12 protein-coding genes are annotated in these 18,508 nt (G+C 67.7%); 8 read left to right on the top strand and 4 right to left on the bottom strand.

Annotated features, from left to right (window positions below; genetic code table 11):
- Nucleotides 1–237: 237 nt before the first annotated feature.
- The 4 genes from ACSYDW_RS02360 to ACSYDW_RS02345 all read left to right on the top strand — a co-directional run bounded on the left by ACSYDW_RS02360 (nucleotide 238) and on the right by ACSYDW_RS02345 (nucleotide 5,257).
- Nucleotides 238–1,173, top strand: coding sequence for a proteasome assembly chaperone family protein (locus ACSYDW_RS02360; protein WP_438337088.1), 936 nt, complete (start codon nucleotides 238–240; stop codon nucleotides 1,171–1,173).
- Entirely contained in the window at nucleotides 1,173–2,441 is a 1,269-nt protein-coding gene (locus tag ACSYDW_RS02355; protein WP_438337087.1) for an MFS transporter, read from the top strand. Before ACSYDW_RS02360 ends, ACSYDW_RS02355 begins: the two co-directional genes overlap by 1 nt.
- A 164-nt stretch (nucleotides 2,442–2,605) precedes the next feature.
- Nucleotides 2,606–3,763: a DUF4192 domain-containing protein gene (locus ACSYDW_RS02350; RefSeq protein ID WP_438337086.1), complete on the top strand. Its 1,158-nt coding sequence runs from the start codon at nucleotides 2,606–2,608 to the stop codon at nucleotides 3,761–3,763.
- Between the two features lie 291 nt (nucleotides 3,764–4,054).
- Entirely contained in the window at nucleotides 4,055–5,257 is a 1,203-nt protein-coding gene (locus ACSYDW_RS02345) for an RNA polymerase sigma factor (protein ID WP_438337085.1), read from the top strand.
- Nucleotides 5,258–5,457: 200 nt separating this feature from the next.
- Here ACSYDW_RS02345 and ACSYDW_RS02340 read toward each other — a convergent pair whose 3' ends face one another.
- Nucleotides 5,458–5,682: a DUF7455 domain-containing protein gene (locus ACSYDW_RS02340; RefSeq protein WP_387525694.1), complete on the bottom strand. Its 225-nt coding sequence runs from the start codon at nucleotides 5,680–5,682 to the stop codon at nucleotides 5,458–5,460.
- 199 nt (nucleotides 5,683–5,881) lie between these two features.
- On the opposite strand from ACSYDW_RS02340, the gene ACSYDW_RS02335 reads away from it, so the two are divergent.
- Complete coding sequence (locus ACSYDW_RS02335; protein WP_438337084.1) at nucleotides 5,882–7,987, top strand: DNA gyrase/topoisomerase IV subunit B; 2,106 nt, start codon at nucleotides 5,882–5,884, stop codon at nucleotides 7,985–7,987.
- A gap of 104 nt (nucleotides 7,988–8,091) precedes the next feature.
- Here ACSYDW_RS02335 and ACSYDW_RS02330 read toward each other — a convergent pair whose 3' ends face one another.
- Nucleotides 8,092–9,051 carry a M56 family metallopeptidase gene (locus tag ACSYDW_RS02330; RefSeq protein ID WP_438337083.1) on the bottom strand — a complete coding sequence of 320 codons (960 nt, stop codon included), beginning with the start codon at nucleotides 9,049–9,051 and terminating at the stop codon, nucleotides 8,092–8,094.
- A gap of 24 nt (nucleotides 9,052–9,075) precedes the next feature.
- On the bottom strand, nucleotides 9,076–9,450 hold the full coding sequence (locus tag ACSYDW_RS02325; RefSeq protein ID WP_438337082.1) for a BlaI/MecI/CopY family transcriptional regulator: 375 nt from the start codon (nucleotides 9,448–9,450) through the stop codon (nucleotides 9,076–9,078).
- A 200-nt stretch (nucleotides 9,451–9,650) separates the two neighbouring features.
- On the opposite strand from ACSYDW_RS02325, the gene ACSYDW_RS02320 reads away from it, so the two are divergent.
- The 3 genes from ACSYDW_RS02320 to cydC are packed head-to-tail and all read left to right on the top strand — an operon-like array spanning nucleotide 9,651 to nucleotide 15,702.
- Entirely contained in the window at nucleotides 9,651–11,225 is a 1,575-nt protein-coding gene (locus ACSYDW_RS02320; protein ID WP_438337081.1) for a cytochrome ubiquinol oxidase subunit I, read from the top strand.
- Nucleotides 11,226–11,253: 28 nt separating this feature from the next.
- Complete coding sequence (gene cydB / locus ACSYDW_RS02315) at nucleotides 11,254–12,276, top strand: cytochrome d ubiquinol oxidase subunit II (RefSeq protein ID WP_438337080.1); 1,023 nt, start codon at nucleotides 11,254–11,256, stop codon at nucleotides 12,274–12,276.
- Between the two features lie 42 nt (nucleotides 12,277–12,318).
- Nucleotides 12,319–15,702: a thiol reductant ABC exporter subunit CydC gene (cydC, locus tag ACSYDW_RS02310; protein WP_438337079.1), complete on the top strand. Its 3,384-nt coding sequence runs from the start codon at nucleotides 12,319–12,321 to the stop codon at nucleotides 15,700–15,702.
- 142 nt (nucleotides 15,703–15,844) lie between these two features.
- Here the strand turns inward: cydC and ACSYDW_RS02305 are convergent, their stop codons facing one another.
- Nucleotides 15,845–18,505, bottom strand: a complete 2,661-nt coding sequence (locus ACSYDW_RS02305; RefSeq protein ID WP_438337078.1) for a DNA gyrase/topoisomerase IV subunit A — start codon at nucleotides 18,503–18,505, stop codon at nucleotides 15,845–15,847.
- Nucleotides 18,506–18,508 lie beyond the last annotated feature (3 nt).

Genomic DNA, 18,508 nt, shown 5'->3' with positions numbered 1-18,508 from the left:
TCCCTGAGACGGAGCACACACCGCATTTGATCCCGAGTCGGCCTAGAATTGGGAGGTGGTCACGGGAAGAAAACACGCACTCCCTTGGTTGACCCCTCTGTAGCGGGAACCGATCCGATCCGGTCGAATCCCGATGTCACCTCCTGTTGGGTCCGGGTACTTGCCTGTGCGCATTTCCGGCGCAGGGCCCGCGACGGCGGAGAACGACAAGACAGCAACCTGAAAGGAGCAGCGGCAATGCTTGACTACCAATCCCTGGTCCGCTTCGAAGACGTCGACCTGGATGCCCCGGAACTCCAAGGCCTCGACCTGCTGATCGGCATGCGTGGCCACACCGATGCCGGCCATGTGGCCTCGCAGGTGCGAACCGAGCTGCTCGAGTCGCTCAACCCCCGGTTGATCGCCTCCTTCGACACCGACCAGCTGATCAACTACCGCGAGCGCCGGCCCCAGATCTCCTTCCTCGGCGACCACTTCGCCGCCTACCAGCCGCCGCGCCTTGAGCTGTACCTGCTGACCGACGGGCTGGAGCAGGACTTCCTCTTCCTCACAGGTCCCGAGCCGGACCTCGCCTGGGAACGGGTTTCGCGGGCCGTGGTTGCTTTGGTCGAGGCGCTGAACGTCCGGTTGACGGTTTCCTTCGGCGCCGTGCCGATGCCCGTCCCGCACACCCGCCAGATGGGCGTCACCGCGCACGGGAACCGCAAGGACATCATCGAGGGCATTTCCACGTGGTCGCCCACCGCAGAGCTCCCGGCCAGCCTTGTCAACCTCATCGAGGTGCGGCTGACCGAGGCTTCCCGCGACGCCGTCGGCTACTCGATGCACACCCCGCACTACCTGGCCGAGGCCGAATACCCGCAGGTCGCCGTCGGGGCGTTGGAGTATGTCGGCGCCGCCATGGGCCTGGGCCTGCCCACCGACCGGCTGCGCGAAGAGGGCCGTCGGCTCGAGGGCCAGATCGCCGAGCAGGTAGCCGGCAGCCCCGAGGTCCAGAAGATGGTTGCAGGCTTCGAGGAGCGCTTCGACCAGCATGTCCCCGAAACCGAGCGGCGTTCGCTGCTGGTGAGCGTCGATGCGGAGGTTCCCGACGGGGACGAACTGGCGATGGCCGTCGAGGCGTTCCTCTCCGGGGTGGACGACCAGGGCGGCCCGGCCGCCACGGAATCCTAGTGGGCAAGCCGGTTCACCACGACTCGGCGCGGGCCTGGCTGGTCTGGGGTGCGAGCGTCGGGGCATACCTGATCGCCGTCACCCAGCGCACCAGCTTCGGGGTCGCGGGCCTCGAGGCAACCGAGCGCTTCGACGCATCGGCCTCCATCCTCGCCACGTTCTCCGTGGTGCAGCTGGTCGTCTATGCGGGGTTGCAGATCCCGGTCGGCGTGCTGGTGGACCGCTGGGGACCCCGTGCGATGATCACCGGGGGCGCCGCGCTCATGGTGGTCGGCCAGCTGCTTCTGGCCCTGGCCGACTCCGTCGGGGCAGGACTCGTCGGGCGGTTCTTTGTGGGAGCCGGCGACGCCATGACCTTTGTCTCGGTGATCCGGCTGCTTCCCATCTGGTTCTCCGGCTACCGGATCCCGATGCTGACCCAGGTCACCGGCATGGTGGGCCAGCTGGGCCAGCTGTTGTCGCTGGTTCCCTTCGTTGCGCTGTTGCACCTGTGGGGCTGGACCCCGGCGTTCCTGTCGCTGGCCTCCCTGTCCGTCCTGGCGTTGCTGCTTGCGGTGTTCCTGGTCAGCGACGGTCCGCGTGCCGCAGGCCCGCGGCCTGTCCAGCCCCGGGTCCGCGCCCTGCTCTCGCACGCATGGAAGGAGCCGGGCACGCGCTTGGGCTTCTGGACGCACTTCACGACGCAGTTCTCGGCCAACGTCTTCCTGCTGACGTGGGGCTACCCCTTCCTCGTTTCGGGGCAGGGACTCTCGCCGGAGCTGGCCTCGGGGCTGCTGTCCATCTTCGTGCTCGTCGCGATGGTCTTCGGCCCGATCCTCGGTGCGGCCGTCGCCCGCTACCCGGCCCGCCGCTCGAACATCGCCTTCGGCGTGATCGGCGGCATCGCCTTGAGCTGGCTCGCGGTGCTCCTCTGGCCGGGCACCGCCCCGCTGTGGATGCTCGTCGTCCTGATCGTCTTCGTGGCCATCGGCGGCCCGGCCTCCATGATCGGGTTCGACTTCGCCAGGACCTTCAACCCGCAGCACGTCATCGGCACCGCAACGGGCATCGTCAACGTCGGCGGGTTTCTTGCCGCACTTGTGACAGTGTTCGTCATCGGCTGGCTGCTGGATTTCCAGCAGAAGGCCGGGGGAGCCGGTGCCGAGCTCTACACCCTTGATTCCTTCCGCTGGGCCATGTCTTTCCAATTCCTGGTGATCGCCATCGGCGTCGTCGGCATGCTTGTCACCCGCGGAAAGGCCCGCCGCAACCTCGCCCTGCGCGGGTAGCCGCGCGGAACGGCGACCCGCCGTCACCCGCTGTGCCGGTGCCCGGGACTGTCGATCCGCACTGCCCCACACAGGCAGCGGGCCGCGGCCTGGGACCGGCCGGTGCTCCACATGCGGGCGTTCGGTCCGTCCCTGCCCGGTGCGGGCGGGGCACCCTGTGGTGCATGACTACTTCAGCATCGGCATCGAACTTCTCGCTGGCCGGCCCCGACGAGGTGCTCGCCTACATTCCCCACGCGCTCGGATTCCACCCGCGCAATTCCGCGGTCCTGTTGATCATGCAAAAGGCGGGACTTGCGGCGACGCTGCGTGTGGACCTTCCTGCAGGGCACCACGAACAGGCCGACGACCGCATCTGGGTACGCCAGCTGGTGAACCTGGTGGGCAAGGTGCCGCAGGCGGATGCGGTGTTCATCGCGTTCTACACCGGGCAATCGCCGGAGGGTGCCGAGGATTGGCCGCCGCGCCAGCCATTGCTCCAGGGGCTCACTAGTGCCTTGATGCGTGGCGGCATCCTGGTGCGCGACGGCTGGCATGTTGGTCCCGAGCGCTGGCACAGCTACTTCTGCGGCAGCGAGGAATGCTGTCCCGCAGAGGGATTTGCGCTTCCGGACCTCGCCCTGACCGAGACCCACCTGCGCATGGTGGTGGCGGGATCCGCGCCGGAGAAAAACCTCTGGGATGGAAGCGGAGTCGCCGAATGGCCGAACAAGGAAGCCGTCCGCGCGCAGGTGAGGGAGGTGCTTGAGGGATCTTCGGGATCCGGCCCACGGGAGCGGCTCATTGCGGGCTGGGCGGCGCTCCTGGACACGGCCCCGGCCGCGGCCGAGCGGAAGATGCGCGGGACGGAATCCGTGGCCGGGTCGCTGCTGGCTTCGCTGCACGACAAGACCGTCCGGGACCTGCTTCCGTACCTCGCCGGCAGGGGGAAAGAACACGCGATGCTGGCCTTTCGCGAGGTCACAGGTGCCGTCGACTTCAGCGGCGCATCCCAGGATTTTTCCGATTTCCTGCTCGGCACCGGAGGTGTGCAACCGGACTGGGACAGGATGGACCGACTCTGGTACATCTGCCGCGACCTGCTGGGCGCGGCCTCCGGGCGGGACCAAACGGCACTCCTGTGCCTGCTCGCGTGGATCGAATGGGCCAAGGGCCGGGGAAGCTCGGCCCTGAACCTGCTCAAGGCGGCGCTGCGGACGGATCCGGGATACCGCCTGGCGCAGCTGCTCCTGCGGTTGCTCGAGGCCGGGGAGATGCCGTCGTGGGTAGCGGACCCGGACAGGGCCTGGCACCGGAAGCTCGACGGGCGGCTCAGTGCGTAGCCGGCTTGGTCGACTGTCGGGAACATCTCCCGGCAAAAATCCGGCACGGTGAATCCCCGGCAAGCCGAATCGTGAGAGACTATTAACCAGCAGACCCGGTTGGGTCCGTGATCCATTGCTCTTCAGCAGTTTCCGCCGGTTCTCCGGTGGGAACAAATGGCGGGAGTAGGGCGTTCTATTTCGTAGGCCCTCACTCCCGGCTCGCCGAATTCGGCGGGACGCGGACTTGACAGGGTCATAGTGGTGTTACCGGTAGGTGGCATCGCGGACGAACCGTGAGAAAGGTATTTCGTGTCATCTTCTGAGACGACCACCAATGGCCAGGCTGCCGAAGCCGAAGAGCCGACAGCAGCAGCCGGCAAGTCTGCTGCACCCGCTAAGAAGGCAGCCGTGAAGCGGGCTCCGGCGAAGTCCCGTGCCAAGGCGGCAAAGAACGACGAAGACACCGACTCCGAAGACGTCGAGGTCGATGTCGACGATGCCGATGACTCGGCCGAACCCAAGGCAGAGGAAAACTCCAAGGGCTTCGTGCTCTCTGCCGACGAGGACGATGCCCCGCAGCAGCAGGTCATGGTCGCCGGCGCCACCGCCGACCCGGTCAAGGACTACCTGAAGCAGATCGGCAAGGTGGCCCTGCTGAACGCCGAGCAGGAAGTCGACCTGGCCCTGCGCATCGAGGCGGGCCTGTTCGCACAGGAAAAGCTGCTTGCCGACGACGGCTCGATGGACAAGCGCCTGCGCTGGGACTACGAGCAGATCATCCACGACGGCAAGATCGCCAAGAACCACCTGCTCGAGGCCAACCTGCGCCTCGTGGTCTCGCTGGCCAAGCGCTACACCGGCCGCGGCATGCTCTTCCTGGACCTGATCCAGGAAGGCAACCTGGGCCTGATCCGTGCCGTCGAGAAGTTCGACTACACCAAGGGCTTCAAGTTCTCCACGTACGCCACCTGGTGGATCCGCCAGGCCATCACCCGCGCCATGGCAGACCAGGCACGCACCATCCGCATCCCCGTCCACATGGTCGAGGTCATCAACAAGCTTGCACGCGTGCAGCGCCAGATGCTCCAGGACCTCGGTCGCGAACCAACCCCCGAGGAACTGGCCAAGGAACTGGACATGACCCCGGAAAAAGTCGTCGAGGTCCAGAAGTACGGCCGCGAACCGATCTCGCTCCACACCCCGCTGGGTGAGGACGGCGACTCGGAATTCGGCGACCTGATCGAAGACTCCGAAGCGGTTGTCCCGGCCGACGCAGTTTCCTTCACCCTGCTGCAGGAACAACTTCACTCGGTGCTCGACACGCTCTCCGAGCGTGAAGCCGGTGTTGTCGCAATGCGCTTCGGCCTGACCGACGGTCAGCCGAAGACCTTGGACGAAATCGGCAAGGTCTACGGCGTGACGCGTGAGCGCATCCGCCAGATCGAGTCCAAGACGATGTCCAAGCTGCGCCACCCCTCGCGTTCGCAGGTCCTGCGCGACTACCTGGACTAAAGATCCACCCCGGAGCGCCGGCGGTTGTTGGGTACTCACCCGGCAACCACCGGCGCTCCGTCGTTAACGAGGGCAGCAGGCCCATCACGCAACTTGCCTTTCAACGCACGGATGGGCCCGGCGGTTCACCGCCGGGCCCATCCACAAGTCACTCGCTGTCTACCCGCGCCGGCACCTCGTGCCAACCGGGAAAACGCGGACTAGTCCTCGTCGTCGTATACGGGCTTCTCGTAGAGGCGCGCCGTTTCGTCTTGCCATTCAATGGTCAAGGGGCGGAGCTTCGCCTCAACTGCGCGAGCGTGGTGTCCGCAGAAGTAGAGCTCGCCGCCGGAGGTCTCCAGCACCGCACGTACAAAGGCCTGTGCCCCGCAGCGGTCGCAACGATCGAGTGCGTTCAGCTCCCGGGTTACCGTTGTCGTTGTCATGATGACCTCCTTCATTCGTTGTCATACCAATACAACCAGTAAATCCCCGGTTTTCTTCTCGATTCCCCGGGCTTTCGCTCACCGCGTAGCAGTACCGGGGTGAGCTGCGGCTCAATGAAGTAGCGCGATCAGCGAATTGGCGGGGCGGGGCACTATTGTGGATAGCGTCGTTCCGACGTTTTTGAGGAGTTCTAAAACCGTGGCCATCAGCAGTGACTACAACGCCCGACACCTATCTGTCCTTGAAGGCCTGGAGGCCGTACGCAAGCGCCCGGGCATGTACATCGGTTCCACCGATTCGCGCGGCCTGATGCACTGCCTCTGGGAAATCATCGACAACTCCGTCGACGAGGCCCTGGCTGGCCACGGCCAGTCCATCAACGTCATCCTGCACCCGGATGGGTCCGTGGAGATCCACGACGACGGGCGCGGCATCCCCGTGGACATCGAACCGAAAACCGGCCTCTCGGGCGTCGAGGTCGTCTTCACCAAGCTGCACGCCGGCGGCAAGTTCGGCGGCGGTTCATACACCGCCTCCGGCGGCCTGCACGGTGTTGGCGCCTCGGTGGTCAATGCACTCTCGGCGCGCCTGGAAGTTCAGGTCGACCGTGGCGGCAAGACCTACGGTATGCAGTTCCGCCGCGGCGAGCCCGGACGTTTCAAGGACTCGGGCAAGCCAAAGCCGGATGCGGCATTCGAGCCGTTCTCCGACGCATCGGTGCTGGATGTCGTGGGGAAGGCCAAGCGCGGAGTCACCGGCACCCGCGTGCGCTACTGGGCCGACCGCCAGATCTTCACCCCGGATGCCAAGTTCTCCTACACGGAGTTGCAGGCGCGCGCCCGACAGACCTCCTTCCTGGTCCCCGGCCTCAAGATCACCCTGCGCGACGAGCGACGGGTTCCTGGCACACCGGGCGAGGAGGGGACTTTCGAGGAGGTCTTCCACCACGACGGAGGCATCTCCGAGTTCGTCGACTACCTGGCCAACGACGCAGCCGTCACCGACATCTGGCGTTTCCACGGTTCGGGCACCTTCAAGGAATCGGTTCCCGTCATCGACGAATCGGGCCACAGCCGCATCACCGAGGTGGAGCGGGTCTGCGACGTTGACGTGGCCCTGCGCTGGGGAATCGGCTACGAGACCACGGTACGCTCGTTCGTGAACATCATTTCGACCCCCAAGGGCGGGACGCACCAGAACGGTTTCGAGCAGGCGCTGCTGAAGACCTTCCGCAAGGTCATCGAGGCCAACTCCCGCAAACTGAAGGTCGGTAACGACAAGATCGAGAAGGACGACGTGGGTGCCGGCCTGACCGCGGTGCTGACGGTGCGTCTGGCCGAGCCGCAGTTCGAGGGCCAGACCAAGGAGATCCTGGGCACCTCGGCCGTGCGCCAGATCGTTTCCAAGGTGGTCGAGAAATCACTGTCTGCGCAACTGAACTCGACTGCACGGGGTGACAAGACCCAGGCCTCGATGCTGCTGGAAAAGGTTGTCAGCGAAATGAAGTCGCGTGTCTCGGCGCGCGTCCACAAGGAAACCCAGCGGCGCAAGAACGCCCTGGAGACCTCCTCGCTGCCCACCAAGCTCGCGGACTGCCGCAGCACCGACGTGCAGCGATCCGAGCTGTTCATCGTCGAAGGCGACAGCGCACTGGGAACCGCAAAACTTGCCCGTTCCTCGGACTTCCAGGCGCTGCTGCCGATCCGCGGCAAGATCCTGAACGTGCAAAAGGCCTCCGTCGCCGACATGCTGTCGAACGCCGAGTGCGCCGCCATGATCCAGGTGATCGGTGCCGGTTCGGGCCGCAGCTTCGACATTTCCGCGGCCCGCTACGGCAAGGTCGTGTTGATGACGGATGCCGACGTCGACGGTGCCCACATCCGCACATTGCTGCTCACGCTCTTCTTCCGCTACATGCGGCCGATGATCGAGCACGGTCGGGTGTATGCGGCAGTTCCCCCGCTGCACCGCATCGAGGTGATCAATGCCGGGTCGAAGGCCAACGAGATGATTTACACCTATTCCGAGGCCGAGATGCACCAGGTGCTTGATGCGCTGGCCGCAGAGGGCAAGCGGTACAAGGAACCCCTCCAGCGCTACAAGGGCCTGGGCGAAATGGATGCCGACCAGCTGGCCGAAACCACCATGGATCCTCGCCACCGCACCTTGCGCCGCGTCGGGCTGGCCCAGGCCGAGAGCGCCGAGCGGGTATTCGACCTGTTGATGGGCTCGGATGTCGCGCCGCGCAAGGAATTCATCATCGGCGGGGCCGAGCGGCTGGAACGCGACCGCATCGACGCCTAGCATTACCCATCGACAACAGTGGCGGGCCCTTCGGGGCCCGCCACTGTTGCTTAAGGGGGTTGGGTGCCGGTGTTTCGGGGATTGGCAACGGCCGGCGCCGTGGCCTATTCGAAGAAGCCGGGAACGATCAGCAACGTCGTTGGCAGCGCAAAGAGGAAGATCGCCGTGGCAATAATCAGGTTGCGCAGGGCGCCGCTGAGAGGTGGCTCGGGTGTCAGCAGGCGTCGCAGGCGTCGCGAGGAGAGCTCCTCGGTCGGGCCGCCCGGTGTGCCGGCGGACGGGATCGCGGAGTGCTTGCCGCCGTGGTCGACCAAGGCGCCGGTGGCCACCGTCAGCAGGGCGCGGAGCAGCGTGGGGGATTCGACCTCGCGAAGGGCTGCGTCGTCGGCCAGCATTTCCACGAGCTCGTGGACGGCGGCCAGGGAGAGCCTCGAGGTAGGGAGCCATGGCAGCGCATCGTTCCAGGAGGTGAATGCGAGCAGCAGCAAGTCGTGGCGTTGGTCCAGGTGGGCCCGTTCGTGGGCCATTACTGCACGGAGTTCGTCGGGGCTCAGTTTCTGCACCAAGCCCCGCGAAAGCACCGTGACCGAACCGGAAAAGCTCGGAAGGCAGTATGCGACAGGTGTTTCATGGTCAAGGACGAGCGTTGCGGGATCAGTCGGGGACTTTTCCGAGAGCAGCGACAGGACGTGCCTGTGCCGGGCGCGTTGGCGGGTGATGCGCCAGGCGGCGCGAATGAGGGTCAGCACGAGGTGGAAGCCCAACAGCGCGGCGGTGCTCAGGGCAAAGATGTGCACCGGGCCGGGGGAGTTGGCGTCGGGATCGCCCATGAGGAGCCGGATGCCTCCGACCGAGGCGGAAATCAGGGTGTCGCCGAGGGGGTTGAGGCCCCAAAAGAGCATGGCACCGATCATGGACAGGCCGCCGGCAAGGGCTATGGCCTGCCACACCACCATGGCGGCGAAGGGGGACCGTGCCGTCCAGCGGGCGCGCGAAAGCGCGACGGGTATCGGCCATGCCAAGAGGATGGCCAGGGCCGCCAGCAGGTACGAGGTCAGCAGCACGGCGCCCGGAGTTCGGGACCGGGGCTAGGCGCTGTGCGGGGTGTCGAGCAGCATGCGCAACGACTGTGCTTCCTCCGCGGAGATGCCGCCGATGAAGCGGGCCAGTACGGCCTCGCGGTCCATGACGGTGCCGAGGGCCTCGTTCATCAGCGCCACGGTGTGGTCCTCGCGGCTGGTGACCGAGGTGTAGCGGTGGGGGCGGATGTCGCGTTCGCGTGCCACAAGCCCCTTCTTTTCCAGGCGTGCCAGAACCGTCAGGACGGTGGTGACGGCAAGTTCCTTGCCCTCTACATCGCCGGGCGCGGCAAGCTGGTCGCGAAGTTCGTTGGCCGTGAGCGGTGAGGCGGAATCCCACAGGAGATCCATTACTGCCCGTTCAAGGTCGCCAAGAGTGGCCAATCTAAGTTCCTAACGCATTCGAAACAGGGTTCCAGCGAAAAGCGCAAGAGCCCGTGAGCGTCACGAAAGGGCGCTCACCACACCAAGTTTACAGTGTGGCGGCCAAATGTTCTACAGTGAGTAGAAAGAACTTCTACGCAACGTAGAAACCAGTGTGTAGGCTCGGAGTGTCCGAGTGGAAATGTGTTGAGAGGTTGGCCGTGGATCCCCTTGAAATCGCCAGATGGCAATTTGGCATCACCACCGTTTATCACTTCCTGATGGTGCCGCTGACCATCGGCCTCGGCTTGGTCGTGGCCGTCATGCAGACGGCATGGCACCGCACGGGGAAGGAAGAGTACCTGCGCATGACGAAGTTCTGGGGAAAGCTCTTCCTCATCAACTTCATCATGGGCGTGGCCACCGGCATCGTGCAGGAATTCCAGTTCGGCATGGCCTGGAGCGAATACAGCCGCTTCGTCGGCGACGTCTTCGGTGCCCCGCTGGCCATGGAGGCCCTGCTGGCGTTCTTCGTTGAATCAACGTTCCTGGGCTTGTGGATCTTCGGTTGGGGCCGCCTGCCCAAGCGGATCCACCTCGCGACCATCTGGTGCGCCTCTCTTGCGACGATCCTCTCCGCATACTTCATCCTCGTTGCGAACTCCTGGATGCAGCACCCGGTCGGGACCGAGATCGTGGACGGGCGCGCAACCATGACCGACGCGTGGGCGGTCTTCACCAACAACACGGCACTTGTGACGTTCCCGCACACCATCTTCGGCGCCTTCGCCGTGGCCGGCGGGTTCCTGCTCGGCATCTCCTGGTACCACCTCTACAAACGCCGCTCGGCAGGAATTGACACCGTGGACGCGGCAGGAAAGGTCGTCATCGGCGAGGATGCGAAGCTGGGCAAGAACCGCGACAAGGTCGACTACCAGGTCTGGATCAAGTCCCTGCGCATCGGTTCCGCCGTCGCCCTCGTCTCCTTCCTGGGCGTCGCGTTCTCGGGCCATGCCCAGGCGCAGCTCATGTTCGAACAGCAGCCGATGAAGATGGCCGCGGCCGAGGCCGCATGCCACGACGGCACGGGGTTCTCCGTCCTGTCCATCGGCGACCTCAGCCAGCCCGGAGCCACGACCTGCGATGACATGGTCGCCGTCTGGGAGCTCCCGGGCCTGCTGTCCTTCCTGGCCAACGACAACTTCACCACGGAGATCAAGGGCGTCAACACGCTTCTGCCCGAGTACCAGGAGAAGTACGGAACCCACCTTCCGGACGACCCGATGTACGGCGACCGCGCCGGCAGCGAAATCAACTACCTGCCGGTCATGGAGGTGACCTACTGGGGCTTCCGCCTGATGATCACCCTTGGCGGGCTCTCCGCCGTCGCCGCGGGCGTGGCCCTGTGGCTCACGCGAAAGGGAACCGTCCCGGGCAGCAAGTGGCTTTCCCGCCTGGCGCTCTTCGGCATGCTGGCTCCCTTCGGCGCCAACTCCGCGGGCTGGATCTTCACGGAGATGGGCCGCCAGCCCTTCGTCGTGGCCCCGAACCCGAGCTTCGAGGGGATCGACCAGGTCTTCATGTTCACCGCAGCGGCGGTCTCCCCGGGGGTCAGCGCCGGCGAGATGCTCTTCTCGCTCATTGCCCTCACGCTGGTCTACGCGGTGCTGCTGGTCGTCGAGGTCGTCCTGCTGACGAGGTTCGTCCGCGGCGGCGTCGGCGCGGCAATGCCGGAACTGAACCACGACCCCGACGACGGGCACAAGGACACCGACGTGCTCTCCTTCGCCTACTAACCGCACTGATTCACGAGAGGACAAAAACGTGGATTTCCTTCCCACCCTGTGGTTCATCCTGATTGCCGTGCTGTGGATCGGCTACCTGTTCCTTGAGGGCTTCGACCTGGGCGTCGGCATGCTCATGAAGACCTTCGCCCGGAGCGATACCCAGCGGCGCGTGCTGCTGAACACCGTCGGGCCCGTCTGGGACGGCAACGAGGTGTGGCTGCTGACGGCAGGCGGGGCGACCTTCGCGGCCTTCCCCTACTGGTACGCCTCGCTCTTCTCCGCGCTCTACATCCCGCTGGTCCTGGTGCTGATCGCGCTGATCTTCCGCGCCGTCTCCTTCGAGTACCGCGGCAAGGCCCACACCCTTGCGGCACGGAACTTCTGGGACTGGGCCATCTGCCTGGGCTCGTTCGTTGCCGCCTTCGGCATCGGCGCCATGCTGGCCTTGAGCACCACCGGCCTGCCGCTTGATGCGAACGGCGACCGCGTCGGCGGCCCCTTCGCTTGGTTCAACATGTACGCGGTGCTCGGCGGCGTCGGCGTGGTGGCCTTCTGCCTGATCCATGCACTGGCCTTCCTGACCCTGAAGACCGACGGGGAGATCCGCGTCCGCGCCCGCAAGCTGTTGGGCCGCTGGCTGCCGGTCGCCCTGCTGCCGCTGGCGGGCTGGGCCGTGGCGGTCGTGGCGCTGAACGGCAGCGCGACAGCACTGGTGCCGCTGGCGCTGGCCGTGGTGGCGCTGGTGTTCGCCTGGGTCTGCGCCCTCAAGCACCGCGAGGGCCGCGCGTTCATCGGGCTGGGGCTCTTCCTGGTCATGGGCGTTGCGACCATCTTCCTGGCCGCGTACCCGAACGTGCTGCCGTCGACGATCGACGCCGCCTACAACCTGACGGTGTCCAACGCCTCCTCGACCCCGTACACGCTGCGGCTCATGAGCATCGTTGCGGCGTTCGGCGTGCCGCTGGTGCTGGCCTACCAGGGCTGGACCTACTGGGTGTTCCGCAAGCGCATCACCGAGTCGCACATCCCCGAAGCGCACGTCGTCACCTCCATCGTCTAGCCGGACCCCCGGCCTGCCGCACAGAAAGCTGCACACCACCCCATGAAACCAGGATTGCCCGCAGGAACCGGATCACGCGTGGTGCTGGCGCTGCTGGCCGGGCTGGCGGCGCTCAAGGGCGTCGGGCTGATCCTTGTCGCCGACGCCCTGGCCACCGCGATCGCCCAGCTGGCGGCCACCGGAAGCGCAGACGTGGAAAGGCTGCTGGCCACGGGCCTGGCCGGCGCGCTGCTGCGCGCCGGGGCGGTGTGGGGCGCCCAGTTCGCCGCCCGCCGGGCCGGGCTGGGGGCCAAGGAGAAGCTGCGCGGACGCCTGATGGCCGCCGGGCTCTCCGGAACCGGCGTGGGGTCCGCCCCCGAGCACGGGGCGCTGGCCGCCCTGGCCAGCCGCGGCCTGGACGGGCTGGACAACTACTACACGAAATACCTGCCGGCGCTTGTCGCGGCCACCGTCATCCCGCTCATGGTGGTGGTGCGCGTGCTGGTGGCCGACTGGGTCTCGGCACTGGTGATCGTGCTGACGCTGCCGCTGGTGCCGGTCTTCATGATCCTGATCGGGCTGCACACCCAGGACCGGGTCAAGGCGGCGGCCGCGGGCCTCGACAGGCTTTCGAACCAGCTGCTGGAACTCGCCCAGGGGCTGCCGGCGCTGATCGGCCTGCGCCGGGCCGGGGGCAAGGGCCGCGCGCTGGCGAAGGTGTCCGACGGGTACCGCGAGAGCAGCATGAAGACGCTGCGCACCGCGTTCCTCTCCGGCCTGGCGCTTGAGCTTGTCGCAACGATTTCGGTGGCCGTCGTCGCGGTGTTCATCGGCGTCCGCCTGGTCTACGGGCACATGGGGCTCGAGGCCGGCCTGCTGGCCCTGATCCTTGCCCCCGAGGCCTACCTGCCGCTGCGCGAGCTCGGCGCCGCCTACCATTCCTCCGAGGACGGGGTCGAGGCCCTGGAGCGCAGTGGGCAATTCATCGACGGCGGCACCGCGGGGCCGGGCGGGGACGGGTCCCGGACCCCGCCACGTCGGCGCCCCGCCCCCGGAAGCGTGCTGGAGATCCGCAACCTCACGGTGCGCCACGCCGGCCGGACCGAACCGGTGCTGGACAACGTGGACCTCGAGCTGCGGGCCGGGCAGGCCCACGTGCTGGACGGCGCCAGCGGCACCGGCAAGAGCACGCTGCTGCACGCGGTGCTCGGTGAGACCGGCGGCGCCGAGGTCCTTGGCACGATCGCCGTGCGGGCCGAACGCACCGCCTGGATCTCCCAGCACCCCCGCTTCACCGAGGACACGGTCCGCGAAGAGGTCATGTTGCACGCCGGCAACGCGCTGGACGCCGCGGGCCTTGAGGCCGTGTGCAGGGACGCAAACATCGGGCACCTGGCCGATCGCCGGCTGGTGGACTGCAGCCCCGGGGAGCTGCGCCGCGTGGCAGTGGCGCGCGTGCTGGCCCGCGTTGCCGCGGACCCGGATGTCGACCTGGTGCTTGCCGACGAGCCGACCGCCCACCTCGACGAGGTGTCCGCGGCGCGCATCCGCGCTGCCCTGGTGCGCCTGACCGCACGTTGCGCGCTGCTGGTGGCAAGCCACGACCGGGTGCTCGCCGCCGCGCTGCGCGGACAGGCAGCGCCCCGCACGGGCGCCGCCCCGGACGCCGAACCGACGTTGAACGCACCCGTGCCGGATGTCGGCCCGGCCCGGGCAACGGAAACCCAGTCAACCGCAGCCCCGGCCGGGAAACGGACGCTGGCGCACTGGAAGCTGCTGCGCTCGCTGCCGTGGTTCCGCGGCGGCATGGGTCTGGGCCTGCTGCTGGCAACGCTTGCCGCGCTCTTCGGCGTGGGGCTGACCGGGATTTCCGGCTGGTTGATCGTCACCGCCAGCCACCGCCCGCCCATGCTGCACCTGATGGTAGCGATCGTCGGGGTTCGGACCTTCGGCATCGGCAGGTCCGTGCTGCACTATGCCGAACAGCTCAGGATCCACGACGCGGTGCTGCGCTTCTCCGGAAACCTGCGCGAACGGCTCTGGGACGCGCTGGTGGCCCAGCCAAGGATGTGGGGCAGGCTCACCCGCTCGGGAGCGGCGCTGGGACACCTGGTGGCCGAGGTCGACGAGGTCCGCGACGCGGTTCCCCGCGTGCTGGTCCCGCCGGTTGCCGGCATCGCGACCTGGGCCGTCATCGCCGTAGGCATCGGTTTCTGGGCCCCGCAGGCGCTGTGGCTGGCCCTGCTGCTCGGCCTGCTCGCCTTCCTGGTGCTGCCGCTCGCGGTGCTTGCCGTGGAGAAGCGCACGACCATTGCCGTGAGCGAGCACCGCATCTGGCTCGCCTTCAGGGTTCCCACGCTGCTGCGCGCGGCCGCGGACCTGCGCGCGAACAACGCCACCGGAACGGCGCTTGCGGAGTTCGCCCGGGAGGACGCCAAGGCGACGGCCATCCTGCGGGCGTCGGCCCGCGGCGCGGGACTGGCCCAGGGCGGGGCCGCGCTGCTCTCGGCGGTCGCCGCGGTCCTGGCGGTCGCCGTGACAACCGGCGGTGGGGAGGCGGCAGCGATTGCCGGCCTGCTGCTCCTTGCGTTGGGCGAACCGATCGCCAACACCGCAACCTCGGTGCAGCAACTGCCGCAGCTCGACGACGTGCTCAAGCGAGTCTGGGCCAACCTCGAAGAAGCGCCCGCCGCGAATGCCGCGGCCGTGGAACCCGGCGCGAAACCCCGCACGGAGGCCAACCCGGCCGCGGTGACGGCCGCGGCGTTGACCGGGCTGCGCCTGCGGGACGCAAGCGCCGGCTGGGACGAACGTGGCGCGGTGTTCGAGCACGCCGACGTCGAACTCGGCGTTGGCCGCTGGGTGGGACTGACGGGCCCCTCGGGATCCGGGAAGTCCACGATGCTTGCCACGTTCCTGGGTGCGCTGCCACTGCTGGCCGGCAGCCTCCAGGCCCGCGGCGCCGACGGCCTGTGGGCGCCGGCCACGGCCGCCGACCTTGCCGCAGTGTCCTGGTGCCCGCAGGAGGCGCACCTCTTCGACTCCTCGGTGCGTTCCAACCTGGGGCTGGGCCGCGAACTGGCGGACCAGCCGGCCGACGGCGAGCTGTTGGCCGTGTTGGAACGGGTCGGGCTGGGGGAGTGGTTCAGCGCCCTGCCCGGCGGGCTCGAGGAACGCATCGGTTCCGGCGGCCACCACCTTTCCGGCGGCCAGAGGCAGCGCCTCGCGGTGGCCCGCGCCCTGGTGGCCCGTTCCCGGGTGCTGCTGCTCGACGAGCCCACCGCCCACCTGGGGGCCGACGAGGCCCTCGAGCTGGTCGCGGACCTGCGTGCCGCGTTGCGCGGCTGCGCGGTGCTGCTTGTCACCCACGACGCCGCGGTCGCCCGGCTCGCCGACGAGGTCATCGACCTTTCGGAGCTGAAGCGGCCCGTCACCGTCCGCGGCTGACACGGTCCCGCCCGGCCCCTGCCGCCAACGACGAAAGCGCCGTCCCGAACCCCCTTTGCCGGGGGGAGCGGAACGGCGCTTTCGTCTTGTGGCGATGCCGGCGCCGAGGCTGCCGGCGCCGAGGCTGCCGGCGCCCTTGGGGCTAGTCCTCCAGCAGGGAGTCCTGCACGGCGACGCGCCGTGCTGCCTCGACCTCGACCACGCCGGAATCGGCGAACGGCAGGCTGTCGACCTCGGGGGCCGCCAGCGGCGCGCGCGTCGCAGGTGTCTGGGGAAGGCCCGCCGCGTGCCCGCCAGCCCCCGGCCCGGGGGTCCCGGCCCCGGCCGCGCCGATGGATCCGCCCAGGACGTCGATGCCCTGGGCCAACGGCACGCCGGACCCGTCGCGCTTGGCGTATTCGGTGGGAAGCGCACGGACCACGCCCGCGGCGGAGGCCGCACGCGCCGGTCCCTCGCCGGCGTACGCCAGCTCCAGCTGGTCCTCGCCCTTCAGGAAGCGGTGCGCCCGCACGCCGGCCGTCGCGCGCCCCTTGGAGGGGTACTCGGCGAAGTCGGTGACCTTGACCGAATGCGACGCGGTGCCCGGCAGCGCGTCCGACCCGGTGGCGATCGAGACGAAGACCGGGTGTGCGGCGTGCTCCGGCACCACGCCGAAGAAGATCGCCGTGTCCCCGGCGGAGAGCTTGATGCCGGCCATGCCGCCGGCGGTGCGACCCTGCGGGCGCACGGCGGACGCGGCGAAACGCAGCAGCTGCGCGCCGCGGGTCACGAAGACCAGGTCCGCGTCGTCGGCGCCGAGGGCGGCACCGATGACGGTGTCCTTGTCCTTGAGCGTGATCGCCTCCCACTCGTCGCGGTTCAGCGGGTAGTCCGGGGTCAGCCGCTTGACAACGCCGTTGGCGGTGCCCAGCGCGACGACCTGGTTCAGCGGGACCAGGGCCACCATCTTCTCGCCCTTGGCCAGCTGCGCGAACTCGGCGATCTTCACACCGCCGGCCAGCTGCGGGAAGCCGTTGGCCGGGGGCAGCAGCGGCAGGTCGACGACCTGCAGGCGCAGCATGCGCCCGGTGGAGGTGATGCCGCCGATTTCCCCGCGCGCGGTGGTGGCCACCAGCGAGCCGAGCACGTCGTGCTTGGTGCGGGCGCCCGAGTCGTCGATCGGGTCGCGGTGCGAGGTGCGGGCCACCTGCCCGGTGGAGGAGAGCAGCACCCAGCACGGGTCGTCGGCGATCTCCAGGCTCAGCGGCGCCGCCTTGCCGGTGCCGACGGGGGCGGGCATGGTGGTGCCCTTCAGCGGCGTGCCGGACTCCGATTCCAGCAGCACGGTGCGGCGCGGGGTCGCGAACTTCTCCGCCATCTCGGCCAGCTCGGAGGAGACAAGCCCGCGCAGCAGCTCCTCGGAATCCAGGATGGCACGCAGGCCCTCGATCGCCGCGCGCAGTTCCTCGGCCTCCTTCTCCAGCTCGATCCGGGAGAAGCGGGTGAGCTGGCGCAGGCGCAGTTCCAGGATGTGGTTGGCCTGCAGCTCGGAAAGGTCGTAGATGGTGATCAGGCGTTCGCGCGCCTGCGCCGTCTCGTCGGAGGAGCGGATGATCGCGATGACCTCGTCGATGTCGACGATCGCGATGAGCAGGCCCTCGACAAGGTGCAGCCGGTCCAGCTTCTTCTGCAGGCGGTGGCCGGTGCGCCGGCGGACCACCGTCAGGCGGTGCTCCACGTAGACCGTGAGCATCTCCAGCAGGCCCAGCGTGCGCGGCTGGCCCTCGACAAGGGCCACGTTGTTGATGCCGAAGGAATCCTCCATCGGGGTGAACTTGTACAGCTGGGCCAGCACCGCGTTGGGGTTGAAGCCGTTCTTCAGCTCGATGACCAGGCGCAGCCCGTGGTTGCGGTCGGTCAGGTCCATGACGTCGGCGATGCCCGCGAGTTTCTTCGCGGTGACGGCGTCCTTGATCTTCTCGATGACCTTTTCCGGGCCGACCATGTAGGGCAGCTCGGTGACGACAAGTCCTGCACGGCGGGCCGTGATCTGCTCCAGCTCCACCTTGGCACGTGTCTTGAACGTGCCGCGGCCGGTGCGGTAGGCGTCGCGGATGCCGTCCAGGCCCACGATCTTGCCGCCGGTGGGCAGGTCCGGGCCCGGCACGAACTTCATGATGGCGGCCAGGTCGGCCTCCGGGTTGGCGATCAGGTGCCGGGCTGCGGCGACGACCTCGCCGAGGTTGTGCGGGGCCATGTTGGTGGCCATGCCCACCGCGATGCCGGTGGTGCCGTTGACCAGGAGGTTCGGGAACGCTGCGGGGAGCACCTCGGGCTGCATGAACTGGTTGTCGTAGTTCGGGACGAAGTCCACCACGTCCTCGTCGAGGTTCGCGGTCATCGCCACGGCCGAGGAATCCAGGCGCGCCTCGGTGTAACGCGGGGCGGCGGGGCCGTCGTCGAGCGAGCCGAAGTTGCCGTGGCCGTCGATCAGCGGCAGGCGCAGCGCGAAGCCCTGGCTCATGCGCACCATCGCGTCGTAGATGGCGGTGTCGCCGTGCGGGTGCAGCTTGCCCATGACCTCGCCGACCACGCGGGCGCTCTTGACGTGGCCCTTGTCGGGACGCAGGCCCATCTCGCTCATCATGTACAGGATGCGGCGCTGCACCGGCTTGAGGCCGTCGCGGGCATCGGGCAGGGCGCGGGAGTAGATCACCGAGTAGGCGTACTCCAGGAAGGAGCCTTCCATCTCGTTCGTCACATCGATGTCGACGATGTGCTCCACGAAGTCGGCGGGAAGTTGTTCAGGCTTTTTGCGCGCCATATT

Origin of the sequence: Paeniglutamicibacter selenitireducens (genome assembly GCF_051550675.1) — a bacterium.
GTDB lineage: Bacteria > Actinomycetota > Actinomycetes > Actinomycetales > Micrococcaceae > Paeniglutamicibacter.
This window is presented reverse-complemented; position numbering and strand designations above follow the sequence as displayed.

Coding starts and splice junctions, on each gene's coding strand:
- ACSYDW_RS02360 (WP_438337088.1), top strand. CDS start 238: ATGCTTGACTACCAATCCCTGGTCCGCTTCGAAGACGTCGACCTGGAT.
- ACSYDW_RS02350 (WP_438337086.1), top strand. CDS start 2,606: ATGACTACTTCAGCATCGGCATCGAACTTCTCGCTGGCCGGCCCCGAC.
- ACSYDW_RS02340 (WP_387525694.1), bottom strand. CDS start 5,682: ATGACAACGACAACGGTAACCCGGGAGCTGAACGCACTCGATCGTTGC.
- cydC (WP_438337079.1), top strand. CDS start 12,319: ATGAAACCAGGATTGCCCGCAGGAACCGGATCACGCGTGGTGCTGGCG.
- ACSYDW_RS02305 (WP_438337078.1), bottom strand. CDS start 18,505: ATGGCGCGCAAAAAGCCTGAACAACTTCCCGCCGACTTCGTGGAGCAC.